This is a genomic window from Rummeliibacillus sp. TYF005 (genome assembly GCF_003844195.1).
In the GTDB taxonomy this organism is placed as follows: domain Bacteria; phylum Bacillota; class Bacilli; order Bacillales_A; family Planococcaceae; genus Rummeliibacillus.
The window spans coordinates 1-21,883 of record NZ_ML122556.1; the positions used below are offsets into that span (position 1 = coordinate 1).

21 protein-coding genes and 1 other annotated feature are annotated in these 21,883 nt (G+C 33.6%); of the genes, 10 read left to right on the top strand and 11 right to left on the bottom strand.

Annotated features, from left to right (window positions below; all coding sequences use genetic code 11):
* On the top strand, positions 1 to 209 hold a 209-nt coding region (locus CW357_RS09360), incomplete at its 5' end, for a hypothetical protein (RefSeq protein ID WP_241155068.1).
* Positions 210 to 249: 40 nt separating this feature from the next.
* Here CW357_RS09360 and CW357_RS09365 read toward each other — a convergent pair.
* The 3 genes from CW357_RS09365 to CW357_RS09375 form a co-directional block, all read right to left on the bottom strand.
* Positions 250 to 978 (bottom strand): amino acid ABC transporter ATP-binding protein, encoded by a 729-nt coding sequence (locus CW357_RS09365; RefSeq protein ID WP_124217883.1) that lies wholly within the window; start codon positions 976 to 978, stop codon positions 250 to 252.
* A 15-nt stretch (positions 979 to 993) separates the two neighbouring features.
* Complete coding sequence (locus tag CW357_RS09370; protein ID WP_124217884.1) at positions 994 to 1,656, bottom strand: amino acid ABC transporter permease; 663 nt, start codon at positions 1,654 to 1,656, stop codon at positions 994 to 996.
* 80 nt (positions 1,657 to 1,736) lie between these two features.
* Entirely contained in the window at positions 1,737 to 2,573 is an 837-nt protein-coding gene (locus CW357_RS09375) for a transporter substrate-binding domain-containing protein (RefSeq protein WP_124217885.1), read from the bottom strand.
* Between the two features lie 314 nt (positions 2,574 to 2,887).
* On the opposite strand from CW357_RS09375, the gene CW357_RS09380 reads away from it, so the two are divergent.
* The 4 genes from CW357_RS09380 to CW357_RS09395 all read left to right on the top strand — a co-directional run bounded on the left by CW357_RS09380 (position 2,888) and on the right by CW357_RS09395 (position 7,454).
* On the top strand, positions 2,888 to 3,514 hold the full coding sequence (locus CW357_RS09380; protein ID WP_124217886.1) for a LysE family translocator: 627 nt from the start codon (positions 2,888 to 2,890) through the stop codon (positions 3,512 to 3,514).
* A 48-nt stretch (positions 3,515 to 3,562) separates the two neighbouring features.
* On the top strand, positions 3,563 to 4,342 hold the full coding sequence (locus CW357_RS09385; protein ID WP_119416476.1) for an ABC transporter ATP-binding protein: 780 nt from the start codon (positions 3,563 to 3,565) through the stop codon (positions 4,340 to 4,342).
* Positions 4,343 to 4,406: 64 nt separating this feature from the next.
* Positions 4,407 to 4,644, top strand: a binding site (T-box leader).
* A 109-nt stretch (positions 4,645 to 4,753) separates the two neighbouring features.
* Entirely contained in the window at positions 4,754 to 6,322 is a 1,569-nt protein-coding gene (locus CW357_RS09390; protein WP_119416475.1) for a 2-isopropylmalate synthase, read from the top strand.
* A 610-nt stretch (positions 6,323 to 6,932) separates the two neighbouring features.
* On the top strand, positions 6,933 to 7,454 hold the full coding sequence (locus tag CW357_RS09395; protein WP_124217887.1) for a GrpB family protein: 522 nt from the start codon (positions 6,933 to 6,935) through the stop codon (positions 7,452 to 7,454).
* Positions 7,455 to 7,513: 59 nt separating this feature from the next.
* On the opposite strand, the gene CW357_RS09400 is transcribed toward CW357_RS09395, so the two are convergent.
* On the bottom strand, positions 7,514 to 8,470 hold the full coding sequence (locus CW357_RS09400; RefSeq protein ID WP_371683996.1) for an MBL fold metallo-hydrolase: 957 nt from the start codon (positions 8,468 to 8,470) through the stop codon (positions 7,514 to 7,516).
* 274 nt (positions 8,471 to 8,744) lie between these two features.
* On the opposite strand from CW357_RS09400, the gene CW357_RS09405 reads away from it, so the two are divergent.
* From CW357_RS09405 to CW357_RS09415, 3 genes are all read left to right on the top strand, one after another.
* Positions 8,745 to 9,629, top strand: a complete 885-nt coding sequence (locus tag CW357_RS09405) for a LysR family transcriptional regulator (protein ID WP_124217889.1) — start codon at positions 8,745 to 8,747, stop codon at positions 9,627 to 9,629.
* A gap of 171 nt (positions 9,630 to 9,800) precedes the next feature.
* Complete coding sequence (locus tag CW357_RS09410) at positions 9,801 to 10,172, top strand: CidA/LrgA family protein (protein WP_371683998.1); 372 nt, start codon at positions 9,801 to 9,803, stop codon at positions 10,170 to 10,172.
* The gene (locus CW357_RS09415) at positions 10,169 to 10,867 is read left to right on the top strand and encodes an LrgB family protein (protein ID WP_119416470.1); all 699 of its coding nucleotides are present in this window, start codon (positions 10,169 to 10,171) and stop codon (positions 10,865 to 10,867) included. Before CW357_RS09410 ends, CW357_RS09415 begins: the two co-directional genes overlap by 4 nt.
* A gap of 163 nt (positions 10,868 to 11,030) precedes the next feature.
* Here CW357_RS09415 and CW357_RS09420 read toward each other — a convergent pair whose 3' ends face one another.
* From CW357_RS09420 to CW357_RS09450, 7 genes are all read right to left on the bottom strand, one after another.
* Complete coding sequence (locus CW357_RS09420; protein ID WP_233548107.1) at positions 11,031 to 11,846, bottom strand: glucosaminidase domain-containing protein; 816 nt, start codon at positions 11,844 to 11,846, stop codon at positions 11,031 to 11,033.
* 234 nt (positions 11,847 to 12,080) lie between these two features.
* Complete coding sequence (locus tag CW357_RS09425; RefSeq protein WP_124217890.1) at positions 12,081 to 12,737, bottom strand: hypothetical protein; 657 nt, start codon at positions 12,735 to 12,737, stop codon at positions 12,081 to 12,083.
* A gap of 99 nt (positions 12,738 to 12,836) precedes the next feature.
* Positions 12,837 to 14,222 (bottom strand): alkaline phosphatase, encoded by a 1,386-nt coding sequence (locus CW357_RS09430; protein WP_158582378.1) that lies wholly within the window; start codon positions 14,220 to 14,222, stop codon positions 12,837 to 12,839.
* 359 nt (positions 14,223 to 14,581) lie between these two features.
* Positions 14,582 to 15,061 carry a GNAT family N-acetyltransferase gene (locus CW357_RS09435; protein ID WP_124217891.1) on the bottom strand — a complete coding sequence of 160 codons (480 nt, stop codon included), beginning with the start codon at positions 15,059 to 15,061 and terminating at the stop codon, positions 14,582 to 14,584.
* A gap of 197 nt (positions 15,062 to 15,258) precedes the next feature.
* The gene (locus CW357_RS09440; RefSeq protein ID WP_124217892.1) at positions 15,259 to 16,404 is read right to left on the bottom strand and encodes an iron-containing alcohol dehydrogenase family protein; all 1,146 of its coding nucleotides are present in this window, start codon (positions 16,402 to 16,404) and stop codon (positions 15,259 to 15,261) included.
* 12 nt (positions 16,405 to 16,416) lie between these two features.
* Complete coding sequence (locus CW357_RS09445; protein WP_119416465.1) at positions 16,417 to 17,778, bottom strand: aminotransferase class III-fold pyridoxal phosphate-dependent enzyme; 1,362 nt, start codon at positions 17,776 to 17,778, stop codon at positions 16,417 to 16,419.
* 116 nt (positions 17,779 to 17,894) lie between these two features.
* A complete protein-coding gene (locus CW357_RS09450) occupies positions 17,895 to 19,061 on the bottom strand; it encodes a PucR family transcriptional regulator (protein WP_119416464.1) in 1,167 nt (388 codons plus the stop codon).
* A 161-nt stretch (positions 19,062 to 19,222) separates the two neighbouring features.
* On the opposite strand from CW357_RS09450, the gene CW357_RS09455 reads away from it, so the two are divergent.
* Positions 19,223 to 20,461: a Zn-dependent hydrolase gene (locus CW357_RS09455; protein ID WP_241155069.1), complete on the top strand. Its 1,239-nt coding sequence runs from the start codon at positions 19,223 to 19,225 to the stop codon at positions 20,459 to 20,461.
* 14 nt (positions 20,462 to 20,475) lie between these two features.
* Positions 20,476 to 21,882: a dihydropyrimidinase gene (gene hydA, locus CW357_RS09460; RefSeq protein ID WP_124217894.1), complete on the top strand. Its 1,407-nt coding sequence runs from the start codon at positions 20,476 to 20,478 to the stop codon at positions 21,880 to 21,882.
* Position 21,883 lies beyond the last annotated feature (1 nt).

Genomic DNA, 21,883 nt, shown 5'->3' on the forward strand with positions numbered 1-21,883 from the left:
CTACTAATATACGAGGAGAAGAGAAAATGAATAGAGAAATAGAATTTTACGTAAGTAAGATTGAAGGAGAAATTCTCATGAACCTAGCCGATCACGATGATGCGGACCTTTATCTTATTGCAAAAAATTTACTAAAACATGAATCTGAAGAAATGATGGAGTCTATTTGTCAGGCTTATGAAGTAGTTAAACATGAATTAGTTGGATAAAAAAGAGCACTCATGGGTGCTCTTTTTTGTTTAGAATGGATTAGTGGTTTAAAACTTTTGATAAAAATGTTTTTGCACGATCAGATTTAGGTGCAGAAAAAAACTCCTCCGGTGGAGCAACCTCGACAATTTTACCCTCAGCCATAAAAACAATTTGATCACAAATCTCTTTGGCGAACCCCATTTCATGAGTTACTACGACCATAGTCATCCCGTCATCAGCTAATTTTCGAATAGCATCTAAAACTTCTTGAACCATCTCTGGGTCAAGTGCTGAAGTAGGTTCATCAAAAAGCATTACATGAGGTTCCATTGCAAGTGCTCTGGCAATAGCTACCCTTTGTTGTTGTCCACCGGATAATCGGGATGGGTAGACATCGAACTTATCTTCTAGCCCAAGAGATGTTAGAAGTTCTTTTCCTTTTGCAATTGCTTTTTCTTTTTCAATGCCTTTCACTTTTATCGGTGCAATAGTTACATTTTCTATAGCAGTTAAAAAGGGGTAAAGGTTAAAACTTTGAAAAACAAACCCAATATGTGTTCGCGCCTTATTAATGTCAGTTCCTTTTTGATGTATCGAAACATCCTCAACAATAATTTCACCTTGATCGATCTCTTCTAGTGCGTTGATTGTACGAATAAGAGTGGATTTTCCAGCGCCACTTGGGCCAATCAGCGCAACTACGTTCGATTTTTTTACGCTTAGGTTTATATCTTCTAATACTTTACTTTTTCCAAAACTTTTTGATACATTTTTGATCTTTATCATCATAGATTCACCTCTCTAAAACTCATTTTTTAATAGTTTTTTCTCAAATTGTCTAATGATCAATGATAATGTAAATGTCACTGCAAAATATACGACAGCTACAAATGACCAGATTTCAATATAACGGTAAGATACAGCAGCTAAGTTAGTAGCTTTTAATGTCAAATCTACTGCTGAAATTGTGGATACGAGAGAAGAATCTTTTATTAATAGTATAAATTGTGATGCCATTGGTGGTAGAGTTTTTCGAATTGCTTGTGGGAGTATAATCAGTTTCATGGCTTGAAAATTAGTCATTCCTGAGGACCTGGCAGCTTCCATTTGACCTTTTGGAATAGATTGAATACCTCCTCTAACAATTTCTGCAATAAATGCACCTGAGAAAATAGCTAAAGAAACAATAGAACCCCAAAAAGATCCTAATTTTAAAAATTGACCCATTACAAAATATACCCAAATTAGTATAACAATTAATGGGATACCTCTAATAATTTCTACATATGCAGAAGCTAGAAATTTTATAAAATGATTTTTAGATATACGTCCAATCCCAACAATGATGCCGATTGGGATTGCTAAAAGTAAAGAGAGTGCTGATATTCGAAGGGTTAACAGTAAACCTTCCCAAAAAATTCCTAAATTATTTGTAATGATGCTCCAGTCTGGTTGATAAATCATAAAGTTTGCCCCCTTTTAAACAATAAAAAATTAAAGGAAGAAAGTAAGTACGGTATATACAATACTTTCTTCCAAACTCGTTATTCGGCTTCTACTTTATTGTTAATATTGTCGTACCACTCATCACTTTCAAACCAGTAACTTCTGGATTTTAATTCATCTGGTCCGTCAATATAGCTATATAAGAATGAATTCAACCATTGTACAGTTTTTAAATCATTATGTTTTACAGCAATTCCTAAATTTTCAGCAGAAATTTGATTGTCGATTACTCTAGATTTACCATTTTGTTTATTCCAAACACGAACTGAAGATTCATCATAGACTACACCATCAATTTGTCCAGAAATCATAGCTAATGCTGCTGCAGCCATTTCTTTGTAATCTTTGATTTCCGCGTTTTTAAATGTATTTTTTGTAATTAATTGACCTGTAGTTCCTACGACAGTAGCAATCTTATTTCCTTTTTTGTCTAAGTCAGTCCATACTTTAGTAGTTGTATCTGTACTTGGCACAAGTGCTACTTGTTTCGTTTTAAAGTACGGATTTGCGAAGCTAACAGATAAAGCTCGAGGACCAGTTATTGTCATCCCGGAAATAATCATGTCAATTTCACCAACTTGTAGAGCAGCGATTAAACCATCGAAGGAATACTCTTTAAATTCAACTTTTACATCAAGAGCTTTACCAATTGCTTTTGCAGTATCGATATCGTAACCAACGTAATTTCCTTTCAAGTCAGTCATTTCAAATGGTGCATATCCAGGGGCTGTTCCAATAACAATTTTTTTGTTTTTCTTAATCTTTTCAATTGTAGATGTACCGCCATCAGAACTACCATTTCCACTGTCGGTTCCTCCACAGGCTGATAAAATTACGGATAGAATCAAAACAAAAGCTAATAACACTTTTTTCATATAAAATCCCCCTTATATCTATATATTTTTAGAGTGTATACATCTATCAAATCCCCTTTGCACATGAGATGAATACAATCTTAAAAACCAAAATAGTAGAAAAATATATTTTGTATATTCCGAATTATATGAATATTTTTAGATAAGTGTCAATCTCAATATGAGATGAATTTAATCTAACTTTTATGAGATTTCAAAAGTAAATATATCAATATAGTTTTTAGCTTTTTTATGAATATATATTAGAATAATCGCAATGCGTTATTCTCAATTTTCTGATAAAATTTAGCTATTCAAAGAAAGAGGTGAATAAGATGCATCAATATTGGTTGTTTGTTACAATGTGCATTTTACTTATTCTATTACCAGGTCCTGATACAGCTATTGCAACTAAAAATACTTTAATAAAGGGAAAAATAGGTGGACTCAAAACGATATTTGGAACCTGTTGTGCGTTACTCATTCATACATTTGCAGCAGTTGTGGGATTGTCAGCTATTATTGCTAAGTCAGCCTTTCTATTTTCTATTTTTAAATATGTGGGAGGAGCCTATTTAATTTACCTAGGGATTAAATCATTTATTTCAATCCGAAAGAAAAAGGAAGAGAGTTTGATAGAACATGAAGAAGATGTAGAAAGTGATGATCATGCATGTTTTAAGCAAGGCTTTTTAACGAATCTACTAAATCCAAAAGTTGCTGTGTTCTTTCTAACCTTTTTACCTCAATTCGTTGACTCGAATAATCATTCATTTTTACCATTCATCTGGATGGGGCTAACATATGTTGTTCTTACAGCAATATGGTTTGTATTTTATATTCTTTTGCTTAATACTATTCGTAGCTTTATGATGAAGCCTCAAACCCAAATGGCAATTGAGGGTGTTACTGGAACGGTGTTAGTAGGGTTCGGTATAAAACTAGCTTTAGATAAATATTAATATATCAATATATTAAAAAGTATATTAGAGAGAAAGAAGTTGTTTAAGATGGTACTTCATTTACAAGATGTCTCACTTAAAAAAGATGATGCATGGATATTACATCATATAGATTGGAAGATTAATAAGGGCGAACATTGGGTGTTATATGGTTTAAATGGAGCAGGAAAGACTGCATTATTAAATATGCTATGTGCCTATTATTTTCCAACTAGTGGTCAAGTTGAAGTTGTTGGGAAAATTTTTGGTAAATCAGTTCTAGGGGAACACCTAAGACGTAAAATAGGTATTGTATCAGCAGGATTCCAAGCAAAATTAAATCCCTTAGATAGTGCATTTGAAATTATTTTAAGCGGTGCTTATGCTTCAATCGGATTGTACGAAAAGCCTACACCAGAAATTAGGGAGAAAGCGATTAAATTGTTACGACAACTAGGTGCAATCGAGTACGCAGATCGAGATTATAAAACATTATCACAAGGTGAGAAACAACGGGTTTTGTTAGGGCGTGCACTTATGGGCGAACCAGAGTTATTAATTTTAGATGAACCTGCTACGGGTTTTGACTTTATAGCTAGAGAATCCTTACTTAAAACAATTGGAGAGATTGCCAAGTTAAAAGACGGTCCAACAATTATTTACGTGACACATCATGTTGAAGAAATATTACCGGAATTTCAGCATACATTGTTGTTAAAAAAAGGCGAAGTATTTGCTAAAGGAAAAACAAATGAGATGCTTACGAGTGAAAATTTAAGCGAGTTTTTTGAAATGCCTGTCGAATGTATTTGGAGAAATGAAAGACCACTATTAGTTCTGAAATCATAAAATTTTCTAAAAATTCTGTTGACAGCATCTAACATTCTGCGTTACAATCCAATCAATCAAATAAATTAAAGCCAAGATTGGAAATAGTAAAAAGTGTTATAAGCGCAAAGAGAGCCGATGGGTGGTGTGAATCGGTCGTTATATACTTTTGAACTCGTCCATGAGCTACTCCGTGAACCTATAATAGTAATGGAGTTCGGATTCCTACCGTTATTAGGATAGATAGTGATCGCTATCGAATGAGTGGGGCAATTTTAAATTGTTCAATTAGAGTGGTACCGCGAGTTAATCTCGTCTCTATAGTTAGTTTCTATAGAGATGAGATTTTTTGTTTTTTGGCTTTGTTAAAATTGTTTAATCGAAACAATTCACTAATGACAACGCCATACTACTAAAAGAGGAGTGGTAAATATGACAAGAAAAATTTGGGTTTTTGATACGACTTTACGTGATGGTGAACAAGTACCGGGTGCAAAATTGAATATTTATGAAAAACTTGAAGTGGCAAAGCAACTAAAAAAATTACAAGTAGATATTATTGAAGCGGGTTTCCCAGCATCATCTACGGGAGATTTCAATGCAGTGAAAGAAGTAGCACAAAAAGTAGGTAACACGGACGACATTATGATTACAGCTCTTGCACGTGCCGTTAAAGCTGACATCGATGCGGTATATCATAGCGTTAAACATGCTGAAAATCCAATGATTCATATGGTACTCGGAACATCTGATATTCATGTTGAAAAGAAATTTGGTAAATCAAAAGATCAAATCCTAGATATTGGTGTTGAAGCAGTAAAATATGCAAAAAGCTTACTACCTCAAGTTCAATATTCTACAGAAGATGCATCTCGTTCAGATTTTGAATATCTATGGAAAACAATTGAAGCCGTCATTAAGGCAGGAGCTACAATGATAAATGTACCTGATACGGTTGGTTATGCAGTTCCAGAAGAATTTGGAGAAATGGTCTATAAACTTAATGATCGTATTAAAAACTTAAATGATAAAGTATTACTAAGTGTTCACTGTCATAACGACCTTGGCATGGCAACAGCAAATACACTTGCAGCTATTAAAAACGGGGCAGATAAAGTGGAATGTACGATTAACGGTATTGGTGAACGTGCAGGAAATGCTTCCCTTGAAGAAGTGGTCATGGCATTACATACACGTGGTAATTATTTTGGCGATGTTGCAACAAGAGTAAATACAAAAGAAATAATCACAACATCAAAACTCGTCAGTAGCTTAATGGGATTAGATGTTCAAGTTAACAAAGCAATCACAGGTGAAAATGCATTTGCCCACTCTTCAGGTATTCACCAAGATGGTCTTCTAAAATCACGAGATGCTTACGAAATTATTCACCCAACTGAAGTAGGTTTAGATGATATGGAGCTTGTTTTAACAGCTCGTTCTGGTCGACATGCAGTAAAAAATGCACTAGAAAAACTTTCAGTTGGAACTTTAACAGATGAACAATTTGAAGAAATTTTCGCTGACTTTTTAAATCTTGCAGATGCTAAAAAAGAGGTATATAACCATGATTTATATATCCTTGTAGAAAAATATTTTGTACGTCACCAAATGGCTGAAAAAATTGAAAGTCATAGTGGGGATTTCTACGAACTAGTTGATTTGCAAGTTATTAGTAACACTACTTTCCCATCTGCAAGCATTAAAGTTAAAAAGGGTAACGAAGTATTTAGTGCAAGTACTGTAGGAACAGGACCAATCGATGCATTGTATTCAGCGATGAAAGAAATCATTGATATGGATATTAAACTTCTTGAATACAAAATTTCTAGTGTATCAAGAGGTAAAGAAGCACTAGGAAAAGTAAAACTACAAGTTGAATATAATGGAGAAAAATATATAGCAAAAGCTACTGATACAGATGTCATCAAAGCAAGTGCACTTGCTTATATGAATGCAGTTAATAGTATTATTATCGAAAAACTCCTTCCAGTATTATAAAATACCATAGTAGAATAATTGATTTGTACTTAAGAAGCTATCGAAATGGATAGCTTCTTTTATATCATTCAATTAGGAAATGAAAATAGTGATATAAAACACACTAATCAAGTTCATGAACTTGCCCTGAATATGGGTCGAAAGAAAAATATTTGTTTATGCCTTTGGATTGTCCTAATATTTTATAAATTTGATAATAATCATTATCTCTTTTTGTATATAATTCTGGCTGTAATATAAGAGTATGATTAAGCTTTTCTTTCTCTTTTACTATATCAAGTGCATCTTCGTAAGTATATTTTGGTTTTTCATAATTATAGATAAGTAAACATCCAATTGTTAAGAATATTAAACTCCAATATTGTATTTTTCTTATTAAATAGTTCGTGTTGACCAATAAAATTATTACATATATCGTGAATATTATTAATGGATAAACGGCATAGTGCCTTAAACCATTAATATAAAAATATAACTTGCCGTTAATATATGTATAGATGCTAACTGAGCATGTAACTAGTAAAATTAAGGTGAATTCTAAATATCGATTATTTAAGATTTTTCTCATTAGTTTCTCCTTTTAAAATATATTAGACCAAGGAGTGGAAAAATGAAACATACGACAGTTACTCTTGTAGACTATAACCCAAATTGGTTGAAAAAATTTGAATATGAAAAAACAAGTATCATAAATGCAATAGGTGATCAAATATTACATATAGAGCATATAGGAAGCACAGCTATTATAGGATTAAAAGCAAAGCCCATTATAGACATAATGGTAGGTATACATCATTTGGAACAAGTTTCTTCGCTAGTTCAACCACTTCAAGATATCGGTTATGAATATGTCCCAAAAATAGAATTCAAAGATAGAAAATTTTTTAGAAAAGGTCAATGGGGACAAGGTACTTGTCATTTGCATATTTGTGAATATGACAGTTCGGAATGGAGAGAAAAAATATTATTTAGAAACTACTTAAGAAATCATCCCGAATTTGCGGAAGAATATGCGTTATTAAAGACAAATTTGGCATCTGAATATGCGTTTGACAGACATACATATACAAAAAACAAAGAGCCCTTTATTCGTACAGTATTGCAGAAAGCGAAACTAGAAAAAGATATATAAAGTAACAAAAAATCTCTGAGAATACAACAGCCGTTGAATATCCAATGGCTTGTTGCTGATTAGGTTGGTTTGTTTAAAGATTTACTTAAATAATCTATAATCCCCATTGCACTTACTGCCAAATCTAATGGGATTATTTTAAAAACAGGATGATCTTTAGAAAGACCTTTTGCCTGTAATTCTGCAAAAATAGAGTTTGTTAATATTTCCTCTGTCCGTTGAACTTGTTTTGTAAAATCAGTTTCTTCTTTCATGGTTTGACGTCCCGCATCCATGAAAATAGGTAAGTAACGTCGAACTTCTGCATAAGCAAATTGTGGATGAGTGTACGATCCGTAATGACCGAAATAAAGTACATTAGGTTTAATCTTTTCAAAAAGTTGAATCGAATCTTCCATCAAATTAGGATCAAATTGATTTGGTGATGTAGAAGGTAGAATAACATCGAATTCTTCTTCGGTCATATCAGGGTAGTAAACGCCTGTTGTATCTCCAACAAACATTCCATTTGTTAATGATTCATGTATTGAAATATGGTGATTTGCGTGTCCCTTTGTGTAGTAGAAAGTGAGAGTAGAGGATCCTAATCTTATAATTTCTCTATCTCCTATGGCATAAAGTTGTTTTTCTTGAATTGGTAAAATTTCACCGAAAATTGCATCGAAATTTTCTCCGTAAACGGACCTTGCGCTGGCAATTAGACGACTAGGATCAACTAAATGAAGGACTCCTTTTGGATGAACTAACACGGTTGCGTTTGGACAGTATTTCATCATTACACCAGCACCGCCTGCGTGATCTAAATGGATATGCGTCAAGATTAAATAATCGATATCACTTGGCTTGATATGTAATTCTTCTAAAGCGTTCAAAATATAAGGGATTGATGGGCTTGCTGATGTTTCGATTAATGCAATTTTGTCATCAACTATTATATAAGAAGTTGTGCGGTTTTTTAATCCTAGATCATTTGTATCAATACTATATAAATGATCGGCTATTTTCTCATACTTCAATATAAAACCCCCTCCAAATTTAATGATTGAGTATATTTTAACATAAAGAAGAAAATATTGTTATTGGAAAGAAAATTTATAAATTTTAATAAACTGATATGAAAACTATCTCTATCTCAGAAAATAAAACTAGTCTCAGTCATGATAGAAATTATGAAATTTTTATACAATAATCAAATTATTCAAGGTAGTTATGGCTATAATTATTACGAACCCAATTCTTAAAATAGATAATTTATTGTTGTTTCAATATCAATTGAAAGGTGTATTGAAGATGGAAATTAGAGAATTAAAATATTTTGTTACTGTTGCCAAAAATAAGAGCTTTTCAAAGGCAGCCGATATTTTACATATCACTCAACCAACATTGAGTAAAGTGGTTAAATCTTTAGAACAACAAATGGATGTTACACTATTTCACCGTTCACCACGAAAAAGTGAATTAACAGATGTAGGTGAAGTGGTCTATGAACATGCGATGAAAATATTAAATTTAGTAGATGAATTAGATGTTGTATTAGAAGATGTAACACAATTAAAAAAGGGGAAAATAAAAATAGGTATGCCTCCTTTAATAGGTATTCTCTTTTTTCCGCAAATGATTAAAGGATTCCAAGAAAAGTATCCTGGAATAACTATTGAAATAGATGAGAGAGGAGCAAATGTGATTAAAGATTTAGTAGGGGCAGGCGATTTAGATATGGGGTTTGTTATGTTACCGGCTGATACAGAAGAATTCCATGTCATTCCGTATACATCACAGCAATTAATGCTAATTGTCAATCAATCCAACCCCTTAGCAAAACAAGAGACAGTTACGATGCAAGATCTTAAAAATGAGTCTATGTTATTGTTCAGCCAAGATTTCACATTACATGATCGCATATTACAAGAGTGTGAAAATGCTGGATTTACACCTCACATTGCATATGAAAGTTCGCAATGGGACTTTATCAGTCAAATGGTTGAGCATAACCTCGGGATTGCCATGTTCCCTAAAGCAATAGCTGAAAAAGTTAATCCTAATGCTGTTAAGGCAATACCAATTGTCAATCCGTCTATACCGTGGGAGATTGTTCTTATCGTTAAAAAGGATCGATATTTATCCCATGCAACGAAAAGTTTTATCCAATATATCGCACCAAACTATTCCGTTTAGGAATACAAAATATAAAAAATATGTATTTTACGAATGTTAAACAATAGAGTAAAGTAATTGTATTGAATAGATCGATAAGCAAGACGAACCATTATAAGGTAGTTTCTGTTTATAACCGTCTAGATTGTTTAAGACGGTTTTTTCAATACAATTTAAAAAGGTGTGATTTATATGTATATGAAAATAATCAAAATAATTCTTCAAATTATTTTTCTATACGGTATTTTGCTTTTAGGTGATGGGATTGCAAGATTGGTTCATTTGCCTATCCCTGGAAGTATTATTGGTTTGGTCTTATTGTTCACTGCATTACAGTTACATATTGTGAAGCTTGAATGGGTAGATCTTGGTGCGGGATTATTGACTGGCGAATTACTACTATTCTTTGTACCTTCAGCAGTAGGTGTTGTGCAGTACGACCAGATTCTGGGTGTTATTGGCGTTAAGCTTGTAGCTGTAATTGTGTTAAGCACAATCGTCGTGATGGCTTGTACAGGATTAGTTGCAGATTCTGTCCAAAAGAAGGGTGCGAAAAAAGCATGAGTTTAATTGGTCTTATAAGCTTTATAGGTACTATTATTATCTTTTTATTAAGCAAGAAAGTTTATAAAAAGATGAATTGGATTATCTTATCACCATTATTAATTTGTCCGCTAATTATTATTGCAATATTGTTAATCACTCATACCTCATATAGTGATTATAATTCAGGAGCGACTTGGTTATCTAAACTTCTAGGACCAGCTACAGTTGCATTCGCTGTTCCTATTTATAAGAACTTTCCACTATTAAAGAAGCATGCAAAAGCAATTGGATTGAGCTTAGTTACAGGTAGTGCCGTTGCCATCATTTCATCTTTTTTGTTTGCAATGTGGATTGGTTTATCAAATGATATGGTCAATAGTTTAGTTCCGCGTTCAATTACAACACCTATTGCAATGGATATTTCAGAAATCATAGGGGGCGAGCCTACTATGACAGCTGTATTTGTTATTGTTACTGGGTTAACTGGGAGTATTATTGGACCGCTTGTCATAAAATATATTCGAATACGAACATCCGCAGCAAAAGGTTTGTTATTGGGAATGGGTGCTCATGGCTGTGGTACATCTAAGGCTTTTGAAATAGGGGAATTAGAAGGAACTTATTCAAGTCTTGCAATGATTGTAGCAGCTCTTATTAGTATTGTTTTATCAGATACTTTTTTCCCTGTTCTTCAGCATTATTTAGTCGGCTAACTAAACAAAACGACGTGCCTGAACAGTAATTTTAGAGGCACACTTTTTGCGACGAGGGTAGTGGTATTCGACCACCACAGCCCCAATACCTTTAAAGTGGATATTTTTATAGAAAAAAGAGGCTTTCCATAATCTCTTTAATTATGGAAAGCCTCTCTTTTTATTATTGATAGATTAAAAGCTTTTGACCATTTTCAACTGCATTGTTATCTAATCGATTCCATTGTTTGATGGATGTAACAGAAACACCGTATTTATGAGAAAGAGAATTTAATGTTTCCCCACTTTTTACGACTACTTGTTTCTTTTCCTTTTTTGGTTGGTCATATTCTGTTAAATGGTATTGTTTTATGATTGAATTTAGTTTTTGGTGATAATTTGTATCAGTCGCGTATGTGCCAGTTAAATATTTTGTAGCCTCTTTATATGATCTGGTTTTGCTTTTAAATGTCTTTTTATAATAATTTTTGTTCCAAGACACTCCATTATGAAGTAATTCAGCGTAATCTTCCAAAGATGCCTTGTAACTAGGGTACTTTCTAAATTTTGCATATATTTGATGCATTTGCCCACTACCGTTGTCCTCAGATGTCTGGAAAGTAACAGATTGTTTTTTATATGAACCTTTGATGCCAAAAAGGTTATTATTTGGTGGGGTGCTTAGATCACTTGTACCACCATTGCTTTCTAATACAGCTTGAGCAATCATTACAGAAGCATACAAATCGTGTTTATCTGCAATCTCACGCGCATTTTCACCAATGGAGCCGATAAAGCTTTCCACACTTTGATCTTCTATGTATTTTTTTGATGGCTCTGAAACCGATTGAGATAATTGTTGAATGATGATAAAAACAGATGTAGCAAATAATATTGTAGTAAATAGTGTAAGTAACAAAGCTTTTTTCATCGGTAAACGGTTTAAAATGAAATCTTTGAAACCTTCCTCCCTTTCTAATATTTTTTCCCAAACAGGCACTATGATTCTATCGCAAGAACGAGAGAAGCGAAGAATATAGCTGAATAATGCTGCCTATAAAAGGATAAATTATGTTCAAATCCTTTTAGTATATATGAAAAAACCCATATCTATGGTTATTTCAATTCTATAATAGTTTACCATGTTTTTTAAGACGAATGTTAAGATAAAAAGTTTCTTTGCCAAATAAAAGAAAAAACCCTTCTATTAGAAGACAAAGAAGGGATTACTATTTTACTCTGGCAATGTTAGGGTTATTTTTTTGCCATCTGCAATTTTATTTTCTTTTTCGTCAAAGACATCACTCGTTTGTAGGACATATTTTGTCGGTGAAGTATGAGCTTCATCAAGGATATAACCAATATTTCCTCTTTTTGTTTGACTCGGTTCTATTGTACCGGATAAGTCATCTAGATAAATATCTTGTTCCCATGTCCATTTTTGCCCTGTATTTGAAGTTAGTAAAGCAACAGGGGAGAAATGAACGGTCTTATCACTGTTGTTAGTAATTTCAACAAATGATTTGACGACATCAAACGTAGGCTCATGAGTTAAAACGTGAAAATAATCAATCATTGAATAAGTAGGTTCAAGATAAACTTGTTTCACATCCCGAATTGTTAAGGTGATATCACCAATTTCAAAACTCTTTTGCTTTAAATTTGCTTTTTTTAGTTTTGCATAACCGAGTTTGTCAGTAATTTCATCTCCTACATTTAATAATGTTCGATCATCTGTTACTTGAGGATTTGCTTGATAATTTTTATGATAATCTGTATTACTGGCAGCTTCTGCATGAGAGCTATTTGAAGTAGAAGATTGTATTGAGCAACCTGATAGTAAAGTTAGTATACAACCACTAAGTAGTAGGGTAGTAATAGACTTATTCAATATTGTTCCTCCTTGCTTGAAAAAATCTGGACGCCACTGAAAGGGACGACCAGATCATGTTGTTTGAGTAATTTTAAGAAAATGAAATTTGCCTCATAATTATGATTGATCTTTTATTTTAGTCTTTTTCTTTTTGTTTTTTTCAATGATATTGAAGATAATTTTAGCTTGATCGGTATTGTCGATTTGTCCTGCAAATTTAGAAGCATCAGGTCCAAAAGCATAAACATTTACATCTTCGCCTGTATGACCACCTGTTGTCCAACCGGTATTAGAACGTTTATCGTATATTTTTTCAATGGCATTATCAATATCAGTCGCTTTACCTGAAGTTACATCTTTCACCGATTTGATCTCGTCAGCAGTTAAAGTTAGTCCGCTGTATTTTTTTAATGTTTCTTCTACATCAGCACCTGCAGCTATTTGTTGAGCCATATAATCTGGTGTTTTTTTAGCAGCTTTAATCGCTTCTGGGAACCAGTTATAATCATCTTTTGCAGCTAATGAGAAACCACCTGTTGAATGGTCAGCTGTAGCAACTACGAGAGTATTTTTGTCTTTTTTAGCATAGGCAATAGCAGCTTCAAATGCTTTTTCAAAATCTTTCATTTCACTCATAGCAGCAACAATGTCGTTGTCATGACCAGCCCAATCGATTTGGCTTCCTTCGATCATTAAGAAGAAACCGTCTTTATCCTTACTTAGTTGTTTAAGAGCTGCATTTGTCATGTCAGCAAGTGATGGGGTAGCAGCATTGCGGTCAATCAATTTGTCTAACCCACCATCAGCAAATAATCCAAGTAATTTTGAATTGTTATTTTTTTGTAATTCTGATTTTGAAGTTACATAGTTATAACCTGCTGATTTAAATTCTTTTGTAAGATCACGGTCTTGACGGACGAAATTAGATTTACCACCACCAAGAAGCACATCAATTTTATGTTTTCCATTTACCAATTCATCAAAATAATCATCTGCAATACCATTCATATTTTTTCGAGTCTCATCATGAGCACCGAAAGCAGCAGGTGTTGCATGTGTAATTTCAGATGTTGCAACTAAACCAGTTGCTTTTCCCATTTCTTTAGCAGATTCTAAGACAGTTTTTACATTCTCTTTATTATTATCAACTGCAATGGCATTATTGTATGTTTTAACACCTGCTGACATAGCAGTTGCTGCGGAAGCTGAATCTGTCACATTTTCTTCTGGGTCTTCAGGGTATGTCATTTGTTGTCCAACTAAATATTTGTCGAATGATGTCTGGTTTACATACTGATTACTTGAACTATTTTTTAAATAACGGTAAGCAGAAGTGTATGAATTCCCCATACCATCCCCGATTAAGAAAATGACGTTTTTCACTTCATTTTTCTTTGTAGTAGTCTTTGCATCAACATCCGAAGCTGAAATAGTAAGGCTGCTTAAAGCAAGTGTGGAAATTGCAGCAATAGAAATAAGTTTCTTTGATAAATAAGATTTCAATGGTATTGCCTCCTTTAATTGGTATAGTTTAACTATAAATAATCATCATTAAGCTAATATTAATAGAATGTAAGGATATTTTAAGTTATTTTAAAAGTAGTATTTGTCAAAAGACAGATATAAAACATCTTAAAGTTAAAATAATATTATTGAGCTAATATGAGAAATACTATTAGAGGTGTTTTACCTTAAATAGAAAAGATAACATAACATAATAATTATCCTGCGTCTTAATTATTTCCCGAGAAATGAGATGCCGAATTTAGCTAAATACTAGTAAGCTAGCACCTAACACATAAAAAAGAGACGTCGATAAATTCGCCATCTCTTTTTATTACCTATATATAGAATATGAGGTTTTAATAAGTTTCCTTTTTAACCATAGTAATAAATTCTATAAGATCGGTGCTGAATTCATCTTCCAAAACAAAACCAAGCTTTTCATATAGATGGATAGCTCTTAAATTGAATTTGGCCACAGTTAATCTTATTGGCGTACTTTTATAAGTTTCTTTAATAAAATTAATTATGAATGAGCAAAATTCAAAACCATTACCTTTGCCCACAAGATTAGGATTCATACCAAGACCCATATCAACAAAATCATCTATATAAGCACCAAATTGAATACCAATTGGTACTTGTGCATTCTTCCCGATGCAGAAAAAACCAATTAGTTCTTTAAATTCATTTACAATTGCGTAGTATGAATGGTCAAGTAATTCTTGCTTCGATTCATATGTTATTTCATTATTGTAAAAATCATAGGGCTCTTCGTATTTCCATTTGAGAATGTTGATAGCCATTTCTTCATTCATATTCTCCATAAATAAATTCATTTTATATACTTACCTGACCAATTTTTGACCTCTATAATAAGAAACTAACAGAATCAACTAATTAAAAACATCTCTTCTCTAGAAATATATGAGGAGAAGAGATGTTTTTATGTTTTTAATCATACTTTGATATAAATTACTGAATGCTATTTTAATTAGTCAATCTCATTTATAAAGCTACACTGTCAAAATAGTTTTTAATTATTCGAATGAACACTTGAAATAGATTTATAAAGATTTTCTAATAATTCAGGACTAATTTCTACAGGGTTATTTTGCATATTAGGAGCGAAACTATTTGCAATTAGAAGGTTTAAATCATCTTCTGTTTTTACACCTGCATCTTCGATTGTTAAGCACATTTTCATTTCTTTCTTTAATTCATCAATTTGATCTGCTAAGTCCTTAGCATCTTCAAATCCGAGGCGACGGCTAAAAGCATCTAGTCTTTTTGCTTCTTTACCGATACTGTTGAGTCTCCAGAAAGTAGGTAAAGTTAAAGCACATGCTTCTCCATGTGGGACACCGAAATTTTGAGTCAATGGGTATGAACAAGCATGAGCGGCAGCAGTTTGTGTTAAGTTAAATGCCATACCTGCTGTTACGGAAGCTAGGCACATATTGGTACGGGCTTCGATATTATCAGGAGCGTGATAGGCAACCAAGATATTTTCGAAAACTAGTTTTGCTGCATATTCGGCAACTAGGTCTGTATACGGTTGGTGCTTTTTTCCGTAAAAAGCTTCTAATGAATGAGCTAAAACATCTAAGCCACTGGATGCTGTTACTTGTTGAGGACAGCTTAATGTTAGTTTTGGATCAACTAACGCATAAATAGGATATAAAAACTCACTTGCTAGCGGCCCCTTTATACCGCGTTTTGTATCAGTTAACACAGATACATTTGTAATTTCGCTTGCAGTACCCGCTGTTGTAGGAATAGCAATCATTGGTAATCCTTTGTGTGAAATTGGTTGTTGCTTTGTAAAATAGACTTCAGTTGTATAAGAAGTTGTTGCAACAAAGCAGGCAACTTTAGCGCAATCTAATATACTTCCACCGCCAAGCGCAATCGCAAAGTCACAATTATTTTCTATAAGGGCTTTAACACAATCATCTGTATTTTGAACGGTTGGATTTGCTTGTATATCAGAAAAAATAGCTGCGATTTTACCGTTTGAAGCATCCTTTATCTCATCTGCAATTCCGTTTCTTATCATTGAAGGTGCACTAATCAATAATCCTTTTTTAAAATTAAATTTTTCTAAGATTTGTGGTAGCTCTTTGATTTTATCTACACCAAAATCAATCGGTACAGGTTGTTCATAGTAAAAATTTTCCATATAATTCCTCCTTTAAACTGAAGCAAATTTAGGTTGATTGATTAACTTTTCAAATTCTTGTATGACATTTTCGAAAATATCCATAGCTTCATTTAATTCATCCACTGTAATGACAAGAGGTGGAGCTATTATAATACTAGATTCGTGAGAATAGGTGTAAAATCCTTTTTTAAGTAACATTGATATGAATTTATTCATCAATCGAACAGGATCCTGTCCGTAATCTAATCCATATTGAATGAGGGGCTCACGGGTTGTTTTATCCTTTACTAACTCAACCGCAGCGAACAAACCAAGATGACGAACTTCTCCAACGATAGAGTAGGATAATAATTGTTCAAGACGCTCAGCTAAAACTTTACCTACTTTATAAGCGTTATCAATGAGTTTTTCTTCCTCATAAATTTTTAAAGTTTCTAATCCGATTTGAGTACACATTGTATGACCGCTGTAAGTTAGACCAGTCATTAGAGGATGATCATCAAAATAAGAGGCAATTTGATTGCTCACAATAACTCCTCCAAGGGGTGCATAACCAGAAGTAATACCTTTAGCAAAAGTGATCATATCTGGTTCAAAGTCATAATGGTCAACGGCGAACATTTTACCTGTGCGTCCAAACCCAGACATCACTTCATCACAAACCATTAAAATACCGAACTCATCACATAATGTTCTAACACCTTCTAAGTAACCCTTAGGCGGGATTATAACACCGTTACTGCCAGGTATTGGTTCGATGAATATGGCCGCAATCATATTTGGGCCTTCATATAAAATTTGCTGTTGCAAACGTTTTAGATAAAATTCTGTTGCTTGTTCTTCACTACTAAAATCAATTGCTTCTCTATATAAATAGGGAATATCAAATTTAACGAAACCGGGAATACCGGGCTCGGCACTTAGCCGGCGATTTTCGCCTGTCAAATTACCAGCACCAAATGTTGCTCCGTGATAAGAGCGGTAACGAGAGAAAATTTTATATCGACCAGTCACCATTTTTGCAATTTTAATAGCATGATCGTTAGATTCTGCACCACCACAAGTGAAAAAGACTTTCTGCATATTATTCGGTGCGAGTTCAATAATTTTTTTTGCTAAGGCAGATTTAGATGCACTGGCAAAACCAGGAGATGATAGTGGAATCTCTCCAATATGTTTAAAAGCTTCAAGTAGTTTAGGGTGTTGATGGCCCACGTTTGTGTAGACAAGTTGAGAACTCATATCGAAATATTTTCGACCTTGTTCATCCCAGAAAAAAACACCTTCTGCTTTGGTCATTACTTTAGGAAGTATACCTAGTTGTTTGGACCAAGAAGTTAAAACGTACTCTTGATGATCCTTTTGAATATCATTAGACAATATTTTATCCATTATTACAGCTCCTTTTAAATAGATGTTATTTTATCTCACATAAAAAGGATACTAACAATTTATTTTGAAAACAATGAATATTCAGACATAAAAGTTTGTGCAAATGCATAAAGTTATTATTTTGATAAAATATCTTCAATCATGAAAGCAATTGATAAATTTGTTTTAGTAAACGGAGTACTTAAATCAGCATCCAGAAGCGTTTCAATTTTTTTGACTTTATATAGAACTGTATTTCGATGTATGAATTCTCTCTTGCTAATTTTAGAAGTACTTCCATCTTCCTCTATAAAAATTCGCAAAAAGCTTTTCATGTTGGTATTGTGCATTTGATCGTATTGAACTAATGATCCTAACATATCTTGATAAAATCGTTGTATAAGATCCCTATTTTCAACTGCCATAATAATTTTGTAGGCACCAATTTCCGTATATTTATAAAGATTGGGATTTTTATGCTGCTGTGATAGTTTTATAACGGTTTTAGCTTGTTCTAAACTTTTTTGAAGATCTTTTGTATCTGTATAAAAGTTTCCCATTCCTATGAATAGTGGAGTGGGGGTCGGGTAATTCTCATGAAGTTGATTGAATATAGAGTTGACAGTCCTTGAAAATGGTATATCTGGAGTTTGAACATGGGAACGACTTATTAAGAAGATTAACTGATTATTGTCGATGAGCCGAAGAAATGACTTGTAACGGACAGAAAATGCTTGCCGAATAATTCTCTCGTAAGTTGTGATTTCTTGGGTCTCGCTAGAAGGGGTACATATAATGATGCCTTTTTCATCTTCTTTAGAAAAACCAAAATGTTCTAAAGCTTTCTCTAACGAATGATCTTGAACATCAGTAAATAATAATTTTCTCATTAAATCTTCTTCAGTTAGCTCTCTTTCATGATGAGTATTAAGAAAGTGAAAGGTCAGTTTCAATAAATCGGCAATACGGTACCGCCATTCCATCTCAAAAATAGGAAACTGTAAATCATTTGCAAGAGTTATTGCTTCGGTTGGTATTTTAGAAATATAAGGACCTATATTAATGATTAATCCTGCAGTTCGCTTTTGAGCAAGCGCTGTAATAAGTTCTAAAAGAGCCTCTGTATTTTCACTTAGATGAATACCTGTAGAAATAATAATTTCGTTTGCTTGACAAAATTTTGATAAATCTACACTTTCAATCACGTTTATACCACTGACTTCATTGTTTAATCCATCGGCCCCTCCCCTTAAAACGAGCATATGAAATATTCGTGAATCCAAAAAATGTTGAAATGTTATCATCTATTTCACCCCTAACTTCTATAGTAGAAAAGCTAAAGTACTTTGTGCGAATGCACATGTTTTTTTAGTGAAATGACTATATACCATAAATTTATAATACACTAAAATTGGAAATGTTAGTAGATGTAATAAAAAATAACATGTATTTGGGAGGTAATATATTGTTTATATGTAATGAAAGTCGTTTAAAGGAATCAATTCAAATGTTTAGTAAGTTTGGTCAAACTACAAATGGCGGAGTAACAAGGTTATCTTTATCTCCTGAAGATGTTGCTGCAAGAAATTACTTTTGTAAATGTTGTGAAGAACTTGGGATGGATGTCACCTTTGATGATATGGCAAATATTTATGCGACATTGCCAGGCAAAAAAGAGTTACCTCCAATTGTAATGGGTTCACATTTAGATTCAGTTGAGAAAGGCGGACGTTTTGACGGAGTTTTAGGTGTTTTAACTGCGCTTGAAGTTGTCAGAACATTGCGTGAATTTGAAATAGAGATTGAAGCACCGATAGTCATTGTCAATTTTACGAATGAAGAAGGTGCGCGTTTTGATCCAGCAATGATGAGTTCTGGCGTATTAGCTGGAAAGTTTGATAAAGAAAAAATGCTACATTCAAAGGATAAAAATGGAGTTGCTTTTTTAGAAGCATTAGAAGGAAGCGGCTATCAAGGAGATAAAGAAAATCGTTTAAAAGAAGCTTTAGCGTATTTAGAAGTTCATATTGAACAGGGACCTGTGCTTGAGAGTAAAGCGATAGATATAGGAGTAGTTGAAGGGGTTCTTGGAATGGTATGTTATGAGATTACGATTATAGGTGAATCCGATCATGCAGGAACAACACCTATGACAATGCGAAAAGATCCATTATTTGCAGCTACTGATATTATTACGTCTTTAAGAAAAAAACTAGCTTCGTTAGATCAAGATTTAGTTTATACAATGGGAAGAATGAACGTTTCACCTAATATTCATACGGTCATTCCGAATAAGGTGGTATTTACGTTAGAAGCTCGTCACCAACATCCAGCAATTATATCAAAAGTGGAGGATTTTATTCATAATTTGCCATCTGATATTGATGGTTGTGAACTCTCATTTGAAAAACTATGGAGCAGGGACACAGTTGTATTTGAAAGTGACATCTGTCAATCGATTGAAGATTCATGTGAGAAATACGGATATACTTCTCATCGAATGTACAGTGGAGCAGGGCATGATGCGCAATTTATGGCAAGCTATATACCTTCGGCGATGATATTTGTACCGAGTGTAAATGGAAAAAGCCATTGCGAAGAAGAACTAACGAGTTTTAAAGATTGTGCAAACGGGGCAAATGTCTTACTTCAAACAGTACTCTCTCTTCAAGAGAAATTAGTAAAAGAAAAACAAACTATATAGAAAGAAGGAACACTATGAAAAAACTAATTACTGGCGGAACAATCGTAACAGCAGCTGATAAGTATGAAGCGGATATTCTAATTGAAGATGGCAAGATTGCTTATATTGGAAAAGGAATCGTAGATGATGAGGCGGAAGTGATTGATGCTTCTGGACAATATGTTTTTCCAGGTGGAATTGATCCCCATACCCATCTAGATATGCCTTTTAATAATACGGTGACAGATGATGATTGGGAATCGGGTACGATTGCAGCAGCATTTGGTGGTACAACAACCATCTTAGATTTTTGTTTAACAGCAGGCGAAATAAAACTAATGGATGCAGTAGATAAGTGGCATGAGAAGGCAAAAGACAAAGCTGTCATCGATTATGGATTCCATTTAATGATTGGTGATTTAAACGAAGATACTTTGGTTGAATTACCGAAAGTGTTAGAGCAGGAAGGAATTACTTCTATAAAAGTATTCCTTGCCTACGCGAAGGAATTTCAAGCTACTGATCGTACCCTTTATCAAGCTTTTAAAGTTGGAAAAGAGATGGGTGCAGTTGTAATGGTCCATTGTGAGAATGGTTCAGTTATAGACGAATTAGTGGAGGAAGCAAAAGCGCTTGGTCATACAGAACCAATTTATCATGCTTTAACTCGTCCTCCTCAATTAGAAGGTGAGGCAACAAAACGAGCAATTGAGTTGGCTCATTTAGCAGATGCTGAACTTTATGTAGTGCATGTGACATGTAAGGAAGCCGTTGATGAAATCATTGCTGCACGACAAAAAGGGTATAAAGTGTACGGTGAAACTTGCCCACCTTACTTAACACTCGATCAGTCAGCTTTAGAAAAGCCTAACTTTGAAGGAGCTAAATACGTTTGGTCCCCACCACTTCGACCTAAAGAACATCAAGAAGTTTTATGGAATGCCTTAAAAGCTAAACAACTTCAAACAATTGGATCAGATCAATGTTCCTTTAATTTTAATGGTAAAAAACGTTTAGGAATTGATGATTTCTCAAAAATTCCGAACGGAGGACCATTTATCGAAGATAGATTTAGTGTCTTATATTCTGAAGGCGTCGTGAAGGGGAAAATAACAATCAATGAATTCGTTGATATGATTTCAACAAATGCAGCGAAAATTTTTGGCTTATATCCTCAAAAAGGAACAATAGCAGTTGGATCAGATGCGGATATCGTCTTATTTGATCCAAGAAAAGAACGTATTATTTCAGCTGAAACGCATCATATGAATGTCGATTATAGTGCGTTTGAAGGATTAAAAGTAACAGGGGAACCTATTAGTGTGTTAAGTCGGGGGAATTTTGTTGTAAAAGATAAAGAGTTTGTTGGTGCTTTAGGAAGTGGTCAGTATATTAAACGACAAGTGAAGAAGGAGGAAACAAAAGAGGTAGTTACTCAATAAT

Bases quoted from the DNA above. Each gene is read 5' to 3' on its own strand.
- hydA (WP_124217894.1), top strand. From the start codon at position 20,476: ATGAAAAAACTAATTACTGGCGGAACAATCGTAACAGCAGCTGATAAG.
- CW357_RS09405 (WP_124217889.1), top strand. From the start codon at position 8,745: ATGGAAATTAGAGAATTAAAATATTTTGTTACTGTTGCCAAAAATAAG.
- CW357_RS09395 (WP_124217887.1), top strand. From the start codon at position 6,933: ATGAAACATACGACAGTTACTCTTGTAGACTATAACCCAAATTGGTTG.
- CW357_RS09415 (WP_119416470.1), top strand. From the start codon at position 10,169: ATGAGTTTAATTGGTCTTATAAGCTTTATAGGTACTATTATTATCTTT.
- CW357_RS09445 (WP_119416465.1), bottom strand. From the start codon at position 17,778: ATGGATAAAATATTGTCTAATGATATTCAAAAGGATCATCAAGAGTAC.
- CW357_RS09385 (WP_119416476.1), top strand. From the start codon at position 3,563: ATGGTACTTCATTTACAAGATGTCTCACTTAAAAAAGATGATGCATGG.
- CW357_RS09380 (WP_124217886.1), top strand. From the start codon at position 2,888: ATGCATCAATATTGGTTGTTTGTTACAATGTGCATTTTACTTATTCTA.
- CW357_RS09370 (WP_124217884.1), bottom strand. From the start codon at position 1,656: ATGATTTATCAACCAGACTGGAGCATCATTACAAATAATTTAGGAATT.
- CW357_RS09365 (WP_124217883.1), bottom strand. From the start codon at position 978: ATGATAAAGATCAAAAATGTATCAAAAAGTTTTGGAAAAAGTAAAGTA.
- CW357_RS09375 (WP_124217885.1), bottom strand. From the start codon at position 2,573: ATGAAAAAAGTGTTATTAGCTTTTGTTTTGATTCTATCCGTAATTTTA.
- CW357_RS09440 (WP_124217892.1), bottom strand. From the start codon at position 16,404: ATGGAAAATTTTTACTATGAACAACCTGTACCGATTGATTTTGGTGTA.
- CW357_RS09435 (WP_124217891.1), bottom strand. From the start codon at position 15,061: ATGAATTTATTTATGGAGAATATGAATGAAGAAATGGCTATCAACATT.
- CW357_RS09410 (WP_371683998.1), top strand. From the start codon at position 9,801: ATGTATATGAAAATAATCAAAATAATTCTTCAAATTATTTTTCTATAC.
- CW357_RS09390 (WP_119416475.1), top strand. From the start codon at position 4,754: ATGACAAGAAAAATTTGGGTTTTTGATACGACTTTACGTGATGGTGAA.
- CW357_RS09450 (WP_119416464.1), bottom strand. From the start codon at position 19,061: ATGATAACATTTCAACATTTTTTGGATTCACGAATATTTCATATGCTC.